The sequence below is a fragment of the Polynucleobacter sp. genome, from assembly GCF_044342855.1.
Taxonomy (GTDB): Bacteria; Pseudomonadota; Gammaproteobacteria; order Burkholderiales; family Burkholderiaceae; genus Polynucleobacter.
This window is the reverse complement of sequence record NZ_JBIIPA010000020.1, coordinates 1-12,406: the sequence shown is the minus strand read 5'-3', so window position 1 is coordinate 12,406 and position 12,406 is coordinate 1. Positions and strand designations below refer to the sequence as shown.

Annotated in this window: 14 protein-coding genes; 10 read left to right on the top strand and 4 right to left on the bottom strand. The window is 44.0% G+C overall.

What is annotated here, in order from left to right:
* Window positions 1-15 precede the first annotated feature (15 nt).
* The 4 genes from ACIQZ3_RS07615 (at window position 16) to ACIQZ3_RS07600 (ending at window position 4,599) form a co-directional block, all read left to right on the top strand.
* A complete protein-coding gene (locus ACIQZ3_RS07615) occupies window positions 16-384 on the top strand; it encodes a hypothetical protein (RefSeq protein WP_397391869.1) in 369 nt (122 codons plus the stop codon).
* A gap of 81 nt (window positions 385-465) precedes the next feature.
* Complete coding sequence (locus ACIQZ3_RS07610; protein ID WP_397391867.1) at window positions 466-1,293, top strand: cation transporter; 828 nt, start codon at window positions 466-468, stop codon at window positions 1,291-1,293.
* 89 nt (window positions 1,294-1,382) lie between these two features.
* Window positions 1,383-3,317, top strand: a complete 1,935-nt coding sequence (locus tag ACIQZ3_RS07605) for a hypothetical protein (protein ID WP_397391865.1) — start codon at window positions 1,383-1,385, stop codon at window positions 3,315-3,317.
* Entirely contained in the window at window positions 3,292-4,599 is a 1,308-nt protein-coding gene (locus tag ACIQZ3_RS07600) for a hypothetical protein (protein ID WP_397391863.1), read from the top strand. The genes ACIQZ3_RS07605 and ACIQZ3_RS07600 overlap by 26 nt, the downstream gene beginning before the upstream one ends.
* A 147-nt stretch (window positions 4,600-4,746) precedes the next feature.
* Here ACIQZ3_RS07600 and ACIQZ3_RS07595 read toward each other — a convergent pair whose 3' ends face one another.
* Together ACIQZ3_RS07595 and ACIQZ3_RS07590 are read right to left on the bottom strand one after the other, a co-directional pair.
* Window positions 4,747-5,136, bottom strand: coding sequence for a 4-oxalocrotonate tautomerase family protein (locus ACIQZ3_RS07595; RefSeq protein ID WP_397391861.1), 390 nt, complete (start codon window positions 5,134-5,136; stop codon window positions 4,747-4,749).
* 61 nt (window positions 5,137-5,197) lie between these two features.
* Entirely contained in the window at window positions 5,198-5,614 is a 417-nt protein-coding gene (locus tag ACIQZ3_RS07590) for a MarR family winged helix-turn-helix transcriptional regulator (RefSeq protein ID WP_397391859.1), read from the bottom strand.
* A gap of 251 nt (window positions 5,615-5,865) precedes the next feature.
* Here ACIQZ3_RS07590 and ACIQZ3_RS07585 point away from each other — a divergent pair, with 251 nt between their 5' ends.
* Together ACIQZ3_RS07585 and ACIQZ3_RS07580 are read left to right on the top strand one after the other, a co-directional pair.
* Entirely contained in the window at window positions 5,866-6,912 is a 1,047-nt protein-coding gene (locus ACIQZ3_RS07585; protein ID WP_397391857.1) for a phage major capsid protein, read from the top strand.
* An 11-nt stretch (window positions 6,913-6,923) separates the two neighbouring features.
* A complete protein-coding gene (locus tag ACIQZ3_RS07580; protein ID WP_397391855.1) occupies window positions 6,924-7,310 on the top strand; it encodes a hypothetical protein in 387 nt (128 codons plus the stop codon).
* Here the strand turns inward: ACIQZ3_RS07580 and ACIQZ3_RS07575 are convergent.
* Complete coding sequence (locus tag ACIQZ3_RS07575; RefSeq protein WP_397391853.1) at window positions 7,307-7,486, bottom strand: hypothetical protein; 180 nt, start codon at window positions 7,484-7,486, stop codon at window positions 7,307-7,309. The genes ACIQZ3_RS07580 and ACIQZ3_RS07575 overlap by 4 nt on opposite strands.
* On the opposite strand from ACIQZ3_RS07575, the gene ACIQZ3_RS07570 reads away from it, so the two are divergent.
* The 4 genes from ACIQZ3_RS07570 (at window position 7,485) to ACIQZ3_RS07555 (ending at window position 10,447) form a co-directional block, all read left to right on the top strand.
* The gene (locus ACIQZ3_RS07570) at window positions 7,485-8,018 is read left to right on the top strand and encodes a hypothetical protein (protein WP_397391851.1); all 534 of its coding nucleotides are present in this window, start codon (window positions 7,485-7,487) and stop codon (window positions 8,016-8,018) included. The genes ACIQZ3_RS07575 and ACIQZ3_RS07570 overlap by 2 nt on opposite strands.
* Window positions 8,015-8,356: a M15 family metallopeptidase gene (locus ACIQZ3_RS07565; protein WP_397391849.1), complete on the top strand. Its 342-nt coding sequence runs from the start codon at window positions 8,015-8,017 to the stop codon at window positions 8,354-8,356. The genes ACIQZ3_RS07570 and ACIQZ3_RS07565 overlap by 4 nt, the downstream gene beginning before the upstream one ends.
* Window positions 8,357-8,511: 155 nt before the next feature.
* Window positions 8,512-9,837, top strand: a complete 1,326-nt coding sequence (locus tag ACIQZ3_RS07560) for an ATP/GTP-binding protein (RefSeq protein WP_397391847.1) — start codon at window positions 8,512-8,514, stop codon at window positions 9,835-9,837.
* 10 nt (window positions 9,838-9,847) lie between these two features.
* Entirely contained in the window at window positions 9,848-10,447 is a 600-nt protein-coding gene (locus tag ACIQZ3_RS07555) for an RloB family protein (protein WP_397391845.1), read from the top strand.
* A gap of 287 nt (window positions 10,448-10,734) precedes the next feature.
* Here the strand turns inward: ACIQZ3_RS07555 and ACIQZ3_RS07550 are convergent, their stop codons facing one another.
* A complete protein-coding gene (locus ACIQZ3_RS07550) occupies window positions 10,735-12,042 on the bottom strand; it encodes a tyrosine-type recombinase/integrase (protein ID WP_397391906.1) in 1,308 nt (435 codons plus the stop codon).
* Window positions 12,043-12,406: the final 364 nt, after the last annotated feature.

Here is a 12,406-nt window from a genome sequence, read left to right as displayed (position 1 = left end):
TTAAAGGAGATAAAAATGAAGATCAAAATATTGATTACAAGTTTACTTTTAAGTTTTTATGGATTTGTCTATGCTGGCGCTGGTCATGAGTTAAAGCCAGTTCACGGTGGGGTGATGGTAGAAGCTAAGGATGTTGATGTTGAATTAGTAGCTAAGTCAGATATATTGGCTATATATTTGTCTGATCATGGTAAGTCTCTATCTTCTGAAGGCGGTAATGCCAAGCTAACTATTCTTAATGGATCTGATAAAAAAGATTACGATCTGCTGTCCATGGGAGATAGGTTTGAACTCAAAGGCGCCTTTTCCGTACCAAAAGGATCAAAAGCGATTGCGGTGATTAAATTGAAATCAAAGGTTATTACAGCTAGATTCAATTTTTGATTACATTTAATTTCTGCTCTGAGAGATTGATGTCAATCTCTGCAGTTGTAAATTTTTGGACAAGTTAAGTAGACTTGCGATATGAAAAACTCAAACTTATACCAAGTATCTAGCACTGCTTTCATCGTGCCTGGCATGGATTGTCCATCCGAGGAGCAGATGATCCGTATGGCGCTAGCGTCTTTATCGATTGATTCAATGGCTTTTGACATACCCAATCGAAAGATAGTCATTTGCCATAGAGAAGAGCCCGATACAGTTTTAGCTAAATTGGTTCCTTTGGGTTTTGGGGCAAGGATTGATAGTAGTCATGTGCTTGATCAATCCCAAGTTAAGTCTCTAAAAAGTAGTCCAGATAAGGAAACCCAAGAGCGAAAAGTCTTAATCTGGTTGCTTGCCTTAAATGGTTTGATGTTCTTTATTGAAATTGTTGCTGGATGGCTGGCGCAATCTGCCGGACTGATTGCTGATGCCTTAGATATGTTCGCTGATGCGGCTGTTTATGGAGTTGCCTTGTATGCCGTAGGTAAGGCGGCACAAAATAAGTTGGGTGCGGCGAAATTAGCTGGTGTGGTTGAATTGTTTTTAGCGTTTGGCGCCCTGTGGAGATCGGGCTATCAAATTTATATCGGGGCACAGCCCGAAGCTAATACGATGATTTGGATTTCCGTCTTAGCTTTAGCGGTAAATGTGACTTGCCTGTTTCTTATCTCTAAGCGCAAGAACGATGGTGTTCATATGAGAGCCAGCTATATCTTCTCGGCAAATGATGTGTTGGCTAACTTGGGCATTATTGTTGCTGGCATATTAGTGGCTTGGTTTAGTAGCCCCATTCCGGATTGGATTATTGGACTACTAATTGGTTTTCTGGTGCTAAGTGGGGCAATTCGTATTTTAAGATTAAGTTAATCAGTATCTTTCAAGGTTTATAAGCGGGCTATAGTTTATTTATCCAAAATAAATACATAACCTTAGAGCATGGGCCTTATAACTTTTAAGTGCCTCAAGACCCAAAAGCTCTTCAACAAAAGTGGAATGCCCGCATTAAACATGCGCGCGCTCATTGGTCCACCTTTCATAAGCGTTTAAAGCACAACCGTAATACTGTTGCTGGTTTTAACTGGAATGCAGATCCTACGAGTAAAGAGTTCTACAGCCTAAGAGCCAATTTAATCCATGGAACTATCTCTGCGGTTCTGCCTAATGTGTATGCACGTAACCCAGAGATCTCAATTACTCCAGCCCATGCGGGCGCGGATATCAAGCTCTTTTGCAGCACCCTAGAAAAAGTTACCAATAGGGCTCTAGAGCATGCCCAGCTAAAGAATCGAGCTAAGTCCACAGTCAGGGCGGCATTGACCTGTAGCTTTGGAATCCTAAAGGTGATGTACCAAAGAAATGTCCATGAGGATGCATATATTCAGGGACGTATTAATGATGCCCAAGAGAACCTGCTGCATATAGAGGAGTTCGAGAGAGATCTCCAAGATAAAAATCAAGATGGTCAGCATGATTCCAGAAGGTCTGAGCTAGAACAACTCATTGCGTCGTTACAAGAACAATCAGAAGTGCAATCTGCTGAAGGCTTAGTCATTGATAGGGTCCTCACAGAGAACCTCCTCATTGACCCATCCATCTGTGAGTTCTGGGATTACACAGATGCAGATTGGATGTGCCAGGTCATTCCCATGAAAAGATCCCAAGCTGAGGCTCTATATAAAAAGAATCTCGCCAATGCGAAGATTTATCAACCAGGACAAGGAGAGCCATCGCATAAGAAGACTAGACGCTTAGCTTCAATGCATTTAGATGCTGGGCCAGTGAGTGATGATCAGCAGATTGCGGTTCTAGAGATATGGGATAGGACTACTCAGCGTGTATACACAATGGTGGAGGGCGCAACGGATTGGCTAAGAGAGCCTTATTCGCCACCCAGGGCTGGAGAGCGTTGGTATCCATTCTTCTTATTGCCATACCAGGTAGTTGATGGTCATTTTGTTGGCCCAAGCTTAGTAGATCTCACTGAACGCCTGCAGGATGAACACAATGAAGCAAGGGATCGATTCAATCAACATCGAGACCTCTGTATTCCCGGATGGGTAGCCTCAGCAGATATCAATGAGAAGACCATTAAGAAATACTCAGACTCTCGATTTGGTGAGATCACGATTGTGGATACAGAAGGCAAACCCCTTAACCAAGTCATTATTCCAAGGGGTCACCCAAAAATAGACCCGATCGTCTATGACACCAGCGCAGTACGTTATGACTGGGAGCAAGTTACAGGCTTGCAAGATGCAGCAAGGTCTACCGTAGTAAGGCCTAAGACAGCTACAGAAGCCAATATTCTGCAAAGAGCCTTATCAGGGCGCGTATTTGAATTCAAAGACCAGATCGAGGATTGGTTGCAAGAGATCGCGCAATACAGCGCCCAGGTTCTGCTGCAAGAGCTCACAAAAGAACAGGTAGAGCGTTATGTGGGCGCGCCAATCAGCAGAACAACCATGGTTGATGGCCAGACCATCACGACCAAGGAGAAAACATACGATTGGCCAGAACTTACTAAAGAACGAATCTTTGAAATGGTTGACCTGCGTATCCGAGCCGGAACGACTGGCTCACCTGATGGCATTGAGGAGAAGGAAGGCTGGTTAAAAGTACTGCCAATGATTACCAGCCTATCCATTCAAATGCAAAACCTGCAAGCAAGAGGGATGGATTACGAACATATCCGTAACCTCCTACAAGAGACTCTCTTGCGATATGACGATCGAATCGATTCCAATCAATTTATACCCAAGATTGAAAAGCAAGCCCCTGGTTACAGGGATATTTCAATGAATTGGCAATGGGAAGTCGGTAGGGAAATGCAAGGTAAGCATCAACATTCAAAAGAGGAGATGGTAGATGACACAAGAAGTGAAAAACTTTAGCTCTGGAGTATTAAGCAAAGGAGGTTTGATACAGAAGGAGCAAGAGCGCGAAGCCAAGCGCCAGCAAGAGCAAATGCGTAAAGAAGCTGAAGAGAAAAATGCAGCAGAAGCCGTTGCCAGACGCATCAAGGCAAGAGAAGAGCGCGCCTTAGAGAAAGCGGAGCAAGAAGCGCAAGCTAAGGTCAAACAATTGGCAGATGAAGAGCGGCGTAGAAACGCTGATGAGAAGGCAGCCCAAGATGAAGTGGCACGACTACAAGCGGTTGCTGCAAAGGAAGCAGCTAGATTAGAGAGGCAGAAAGACCTTGAGCGAAGACTTGCAGAAAAGGCGGCACTCCAGCAAGAGGAAGAATCTAAGCATAAGACTCAGCACAAGTCTGTTGCCTTGCTTGATAGCCTCAGTAAAGAGCCAGAGACCGAAGGAGAGAATCCTGCGCAAGTGCTAGAGGCTGAAGAGGAAAGTGTAGAGCCTGTCTTTTCACCGGTAAAAGGTGAAGTGCTTGTACCGGCTGAGATACCTTCATTGGCATCTAATCCCCAGTCAGAGCTAATAGTTGCTCGTGACATCGGCGAGTTATTGCCGCCTCCCGTTGTACTTACTGTTGAGGCTGAGCCGCAGCCCTCCATTCAGGTTGAGAGTGGTAAAGATCTGATTGAAAGGGTCCTTAGCGCAACGGAGGAGGCGCCCAAGGAGCAAGTAGAGGAGGCGACACAACCCAATCGTAGTGAAAACCGATTTCAAAAGATGGCTAATACCAATCGCGATCTTGCTAAAGAGAATGATGCACTTAAGTCAAGGGTAGAAGACCTTTTAGATAAGTTGCATAGCTATGAGATTGAAGGCGAACTCGTAGGTAGCATGATGGAATCTATTGAGAGAAGTAAAACAGAGAAGTGGAATGAAAAGGCAGGCCATTCTTACCTAAATAAGGATCAGTTCAGTGTTGTTAAGGAGGCTAAGCAGGAGATGCTCAAGTATTTATCGACGAGACAGGGGGAGGTGGATCATTGCTATAAGTCTGAGCTCTTTGCTAAATACATGAACGATCCGTTTTATATGAATGTATTTGTACAAAACCATGGAGTATTTGAATGGTGGCCGGTGATCGAGACTATCTACAACTCAATAGGCTTGCCAAAGCCAGACTGGTCTAAGATAAAAATTGTGAGCCAAGCGCCGCAGCCGATTAGAGCTAGAACAGCCACCCTGGGTGCGCCTGTTGCTTGTTCTGAACAGCCCATGGACCGAATAGCTCAGCATCTTGGCAATATGGGGATCTAAAATGAATCGACAACGTAATTCCGTCAAGGGCGCGACATCGGAGCGGCTTGCGAATCCTTGACGGCCACATCTAAATAAACGCTCATTTATGCCCAAGGTGTAGCAGTAACACTTTGGGCATAAAGACAATTGCGTCGTAGCCAATGACTACTGGTGGTATCTATATTCCTGAGTCTTCCCACCATATCCATAACTTGCAGCTTTAACATCCTGAACATAGATATAGCTCTCTTCGTGAAGATTGCCTAGGATTCGTTCAAATCCTTCAAAAGCCTCTTTTATGTATTTAGCCTTTTCATCCTTAGTATTGGTCTCATCAGTGATTTTGATATCAAAGTAAAAGCTATTTTTACCTTGTTCGCTTAATAGCTTACCCCCGACCATCCAGCATTGTGGATCCACATAGTCAATCGCAATAGCGGTTACTTCCTTTTTCTTGCCCAGAATCCTGTGAGTCAAATCTAAGAGTAGGTCATGTATAGCTTTAGTGGTAGCAGCATTCTTTTCTCCACTTACTTTTACATTCAATATTGGCATATTTTTTCTCCTTGGTTAATTAAAAGTAATTAGCTATGCAACTATTACTTAAATAAAAAGCTCACTTAAGGGCTGATGTAATAGACCTCATTTGAGCTACGACTGATTCAAATTCATTGGTTCCTAGTAATTTCTTCATGCGCTTGGTAACAGTGCCGCTAGCAGTATTGAGGTCAACTTTGATCTTTAGAGCGCTAGCAGTAGGGTGAATTTCCTGTTCCCGACCATCTTTTTCAGAGGCAACGCGCTTTATGAAACCGAGTTTCTCAAGGCCATCTAGACCGCGAGTAGTCGTAGGGCGACTTATATTCATCTCTAAAGCTAGTTCACTCTGTAATAAGGGTGCCTTATCTAGAACTACCCTGAGCATAAAAGCCTGGGAGGGGGTTAGACCGAAAGGCTTAAATGCACTAGTCCATTCCCTCTCTAGCTGGCGCGCTAGGCTGGTTGTATTGAAATAGAGGCATTGTTCAAACATGGAGTCAGTGTAACCGATATTAATTAGCTATGCAACTATATCTAAGATAACAACAAAAACCCCAGAAATATCCAATCCCCAGCTAAATCAACCCAATAATGAATACATGTAGCAAAGGCTCCTGCCAGTGCTACTGATTCATACGACGCGTTAAAGCTAGAGTCGCGCCTAGTAGCGTAGCAATGGATAGGTTCACGCTCTATCAATCGGGATGAATCTAACTAATTCATAAATATAGATAGGGGTGGCATATGCCAATTTCAAATACAGACTTGCAAGAGTTAGCTAAGGTCTCCTTAGACGAGTACTTACGCAATCTCCCAGTAGATCAAATAGCCGTAGAGAGGCCTTTCCTGAAAAAGCTCATGCAAGGGCGCAAGAGCTTATTGGGGGCTAAACAGAATGTGGTGGAGAACATTCGCAAAGAGCATGGCAGTAACTTCACCTGGGCCTTTGGAGAGGAGACGGTCAAGTTCAATAAGCGTAATACCACTGAACAGGCCTCCTTCCCATGGCGCAGAGCTGTTGATGGGCTTTATATCGACTACGACCGACTGTTTAGTAACGGTATTAAGGTTAGAGAAGGTGGGGCGCGAGGCTTTCAGTTGGAATACAACGAGCGTGTACAACTCATTAACCTGCTTGATGAGCAGTTGGAGGTTCTTAGAGAGGGTTTCCTCAATAAGTTAGACCTGGAGCTCCATCGCGATGGTTCACATGGTGCTGATGCGGTAGTTGGTCTAGATAGTCTAGTTAGCTTAGCGCCAGATACTGGAACGGTAGGCGGTATAGATCGAGCCAAAGCAAGTTACTGGCGTAACTACGCTGTTAAAGACATTGCCTCAACATCGCCAGGTAACTTGGTAGGCGAGATGGAGACTGCATGGCGCCAATGTATTAAGCATGGCGGTAGCCCTGATTTCATTATCGCGGGTGGTAAGTTCATCGATACCTATCGCAAGCAGGTTACTGTGACCCATATCGCTGGATCAGGTGAGACCAAGTACATCGATGCTGGCGTAGGTGCTGGTGTTAACACTGGCCTAGCCTTCAAAGGCGTGGAGATTATCTGGGATCCGCAGTTTGATGAACTTGATGCCATGGCTAATCGCACGGTGGAGTGGAGCAAGCGTTGCTATTTCCTCAACACCCGCTTTATGAAGCTGCGGGATGACGACCTAGACATCGTTGCCCCAATCCGTCCGCACGATACCTTAGCTATGTACGCCATGGTGAACCTACGTTGTGCTTTATCCATCTCAAGAGCTAATGCCCATGCGGTATTGGCTATTCAATAAGGAAGATCAATATGAACCACAAAGAACTCATTCATAGCGACTTCCAGATTAAGGAGGTGGAGGCGGTAGTACGTAGAGATGCATTCACGACTATCCATGTACATGTGCCGCCGTATGAGACCAACATCCTGCGAAATCTATTCGGGCGCGAGAACGTCACGGTGTTCGAGCGCCCATCAAAGACCACTATTACTCCAGAACAGGAGTACGACAGGCTCTGCGCCAAGTATGGATATGAAGTAGTGGCCAAAGTCTTTGGTGAGGATGACGGTGATCGCCTAATGGAAATAGTAGAGGGACTAATGGCTGAAGGAAGGCTCCCAACTCACGAGCAAACATTAGAAAAGGCTCACGAGACAGAATCAACACAAGAAAGCAAAGGAGCCAAGAAACGCTAGCAGTAGGGAAGATCACCGCTAGCGGCCGGTGTTTGGGTGCGGCTGTGGGTGTTGAAGTAACGATGGTGTGTGGGCGCGCGTAACTGCGCCCCACTGCCAACACCAAAGAAAAGCCCAGGCGGTAGTGGGGCGGTGGGCTTCCATATTCCAAGCATCAAGAAAAGAACTAATGACATGCTTCCAATCATTACTTCTCTAGTCCAAACCTTGGCCGTCAATGGCCTTGGACTACTTGCGGGCGCGGTTCAGGCTAAAGGCAAAGAATTCATTGAGAGCAAGATTGGGGCGCGCATTCCGGACAATCCCAGTCAGGAAGATCTGATTAAGCTCAAGCAACTAGAGATCGAGCAAGAGCAACTCTTATTGCAATACACGCTTAAGCAAAAAGAACTTGAAATAGAGGAATCCAAACTTCTTGCTGAGATGCATCGAGCTTCACAAGACAATGCAACCAATCGCTGGCAATCCGATATAGGTAGCGATTCCAAGTTATCAAAGAACATCAGACCAGGAACCTTGGTTTATATCCTCACCGCTTATCTCTTATTCGCTTTGCTCTCGGCAATGGGGATAGACATTAATGAAGCCTATGTAAAGCTCCTTGGCGAGTGGGGCCAGCTAGTCATGCTGGCTTACTTTGGCGGTAGATCAGTCGAGAAGATTTTTGAAATGCGCATGCATGGATCAAAGAAAAAAGAAGAGCAATGAGCAGCCTAGTAACGGAGCAAGCAGCCTTTCTAATCGACGTCAGCAGGCTTATTCAATTTGCAACAGCAGAAGGGTGGGTCATTACTGGAGGTGAGCTCTGGCGCTCACCAGAGCAACAACAAATTTACTTCAAAACCGGTAGATCTCGAACGATGAATAGCAATCATCTAAGACGCTGCGCTATCGATCTGAACTTCTTCTGGAATGGAAGGCTTGTTTGGGATAAGGAACTCATCCGTACGGTTGGCGAATACTGGGAGAGCCTAAGTCCCAAGAACAGGTGGGGTGGGAATTTCAGGGGATTTGTAGATGTACCGCATTTTGAGAGGGGGATTTAGGGGGGGGGTGGACTTTTCATCCTTTTTTAAAAATGGAGTTAGAATTACACGGTAAATCATGTTTAAAGAGATTATTTCTCATTTAACATAGAAGAAATACAGATTTTCATTAAAATTTGCCTATTAACGGTGTAAAAACTACATAAATTAGACTAATGTTAATTAAATTCACTTTAGAAAATTGGCTGTCCTTCTCTGGAAAAGAAGAGTTTTCCATGATTGCTAGCCGTGAAAGGCAGCATGGAGAACGGGTTCCGCGGGTCTCAAAATACCAAATGCGAATATTGCCAGTTGCTGCAATTTATGGAGGTAATGCCTCTGGTAAGACAAATTTCTTTAAGGCGCTAAATTTTGCTAAAAATTTAATCGTGAAAGGTACTCAACCAGACGCTTTAATTCCGGTAGAAACTTTTAAATTAGATTCAAAGTCAATTGAAAGGCCAACAAAATTTAACTTTGAGTTACTTATTAATGATCTTATATATGAATACTCCTTTGCTGTAGATTGGAAGTCTGTCATTAGCGAAAAGTTGACCTTAATAAATAGTAGCAGCGAAAAAGTTTTATTTGATCGTCATGATGGATTGCCAAACTTTGATTCTTCTTTAGAAAAGGATGATTTTCTTGGGTTCGCATTTCGTGGGACTAGAGATAATCAACTTTTCATTACAAATTCAGTTTCACAGCAAGTGAATAATTTTCGACCAATCTATGATTGGTTTAAGGATTGTTTGGAGTTAGTCGCGCCCGATTCAAGATTTGAAGCTTTTGAGCAATTTCTAGATGAGGGTCACCCTCTTTATTCGACAATGAATGAAATGATTCCCTTGTTGGATACTGGGATTACTCACCTTGGAGGAGAGGGAATTTCTTTTGATAATCTCCCTCTGCCTGATGCTATCCGTTCAAAACTCCAGGAGGAGATTGCTGAGGGGATGACTGTACGGCTTATGGCTCAACCATCAAATGAGCGCTTTGTTGTCACAAGAAAATCTGGCGAGTTAATCGCTAAAAAATTAGTCGCCTTTCATGCGACTGAAAATGGAGGTGAAGTTCAGTTCGAAATTCGACAAGAATCAGATGGGTCGCAGAGGGTAATTGACTTGCTACCAGCATTTTTAGAAATTTCTGCAAAAAAATCTAATAAAGTTTATGTAATTGATGAGGTAGATAGAAGTTTACATACCCTATTAACTCGTCGACTTCTTGAGGGATATCTGCAAAACTGCACTACGGATAGTCGTTCACAACTTTTACTCACTACCCATGACGCTCTTTTGATGGATCAAAGTCTTTTACGGCGCGATGAAATGTGGGTTGCAGAGCGCGATCTTCTTGGAGCATCTCACCTTATTTCTTTTAGTGATTACGAAGATGTAAGGTATGACAAGGATATAAGAAAGAGTTATTTAGATGGTCGTTTGGGTGGAATACCAAGGATTTTGTTAAGTGGATCCTTGATCTCTGGCGATATCAAATAGGCTCTAACTCATGACTTCAAATCGTAGAAAATTTGAGCGAAATATTGGTGGCAGTAGGTATAGGCGAGTTTTTGTTATTTCAGTTGAAGGAATAAAAACAGAGCCGCAGTACTTTGCTATCTTCAACGATAGATCTACCGTAATCCATACGACCTGCCTTCACGATAAGAAGACTAGTAGCTCACCTTTACAGTCCCTGGAGCGTATGCGCAGTCACCTTGGATTAAAGAAATTAAGAAAAGGTGACGAGGCATGGATTGTTGTCGATAAGGATAGCTGGAGCGAAAATGATTTGGCGCAACTATTTAACTGGTCCCTTGAGTCAGAGAGTTATGGTTTTGCATTGAGTAATCCAAAGTTTGAGTTTTGGTTGCTACTCCATTTTGAGGATGGTCATGGAGTAGGTTCACCAAAAGAATGTGATGATCGTTTACGTAAAAACTTGCCAACCTATGACAAGGCAATTGACCCTAGGAAATTCCCCGAGGGAAGTGTTCGTGACGCTATTGCGCGAGCTGAAAGAAAGGATTCTCCCCCAGTGGAAGACTGGCATAAAAGTGTCAGTGGAACAACCGTGTATAAGCTTGTAAAAAAATTAATTAATTACTAGTTTTTAAGCAACTTATCTTTGATAGCTCATTGAGAGATCTATTTCAAAAGCGGTTGATCAAAGACAATAAACAGTAACCACCTACGACGTTGCGCCTTCGATCTCAATTTTTTCGGGAATGGAAATTTAGTCTGGGATAAAGAATTAATCCGTACAGTTGGCGAATATTAGGAAAGCCTATGCCCCAAGAATAAATGGGGCGGGAATTTCAAAGGGTTTGTGGATGTCTCTCACCTTGAGAGAGTGCTATGGGACTAGCCCAAAAGCAGCAATGGGTCGTTAGCGGACTAATGATTCAGGCGCTTTTCGATAAAATTTCCCCAATCGCCCATCAAACATGCTCGCTTATCTAGTTGGTCCTGCCTCCTATAGGCGGCCTCGGCCTTGTTCTGAATCGTATGCGCCAAAGCTAACTCGACTGTCTCATTTGAGTATTCCGTAGTCTCGGCAGCCCAATCTCGAAATGTAGATCTAAATCCATGCGGTACAAAGTCTGTGTACTTAGGCATCTTTCTCATCATTGCAAGTAGAGCCATATTGGATAGAGCGCGCTCTTTATGCAGGGAGCTAGGGAATAAATGGGAGTTCACCCTGATGGTTTTTAGATGATCGAGGATTTCCATCGCCCTTGTATTTAGCGGTACTCGATGCTCCTTTCCGGCCTTCATGCGCTCAGCGGGAATAGTCCAAACCTTTGTCTCTAGATTAAATTCACTCCATCTCGCCGCAATAACTTCGCTAGTGCGAGTGGCGGTAAGGATTAGTAACTCCAAGGCAAAGGCAGAGTAGCCCATATGACTTCGTAAGTCACCAATGAATTCACCAATCCTTTGAAACGGCAGAGCAGGGTGGTGTGCAACCTTCTTAATCTTGCTGGCCTTAGGCAATAGATGGCATAGGGCTCCTTGATAGCGTGCTGGGTTATCACCGCTAATGTATTTATGAGCCTTGCACCAGTCCAGAATCACTTCAATGCGTTGACGTAATCTTGTGGCAGTTTCCGTCCTGACTTTCCAAAATGATCCCTCAACCTCGCCATTTTTCTTCTTGATTTCTTGCTCTAATAATTTAACTATGTGAGCAGTGGTGATCTGATCAACCTTGAGTTTTCCGATGATTGGTAGGGCATAGGTCTTAATTGTGCTTACCCATTGATCTTTGTGTTTTGAGTTTGACCATTCGGCTTGCTTAGTTTTAATGCACCTGTCGGCTGCATCCGAAAAGGTAATTGAATTGTTGTTTGCTTCAATAGCTTTTGTTCGTTTAACAATTCTTTGTTCTAGAGGGTCAACCCCGTCTAGGATTAAACGCCTTAAATCCAAGGCCTTTAATCGAGCATTAGCTAGAGAGAATGATTCAAGTGAGCCAATGCCCATTTCCCGTCTTTTGAGTGTTATGGGGCTTGAGAACCGAAAAATCCAGCTTTTAGTTATAGAGCCTTTAAACTTGGTTATCTGTAGATAGAGGCCTTTATTCTCTGGATCTGCATGGTAGCCAGGCTTTGAAAGTGAGATTATTCCACGTGCCGTGAAGTTTGTTTTTCGGTTATTGCCAGGTCTTTTTTCTGCAGTATTAGAGCTCAATCTACCCACCATCCTACCCACCAGTTAAACCAAGATTTTAGTGAATCAGAATGGGTTAGATTGGAGTAGGGTTGCTCTTAAGCCTTTATAAATAAAGGGATTGATGGGTATTGGTGGACTTGTTAGGAGGGTCAAGATTTAGATCTCGTCTCCGCCAAAATCCTTGTGATTTAACTGCTTGAGCCGCTACGACAAATAACTAAGCCCCTTAACTGGGGCTTTTTTATTGGTGCGCCCGGCAGGGCGCACTTACTTGGAGGTAAAAGTCCTCTACACACCCGGTAAGGGGAAGTGTTAGCTAATGGCAAGGGCTTTGTGGGCGACTGCAAGTCTGAAGGAAGTCAAAGGCAAAGCGCTGGTCAGACGTACAGCAAGC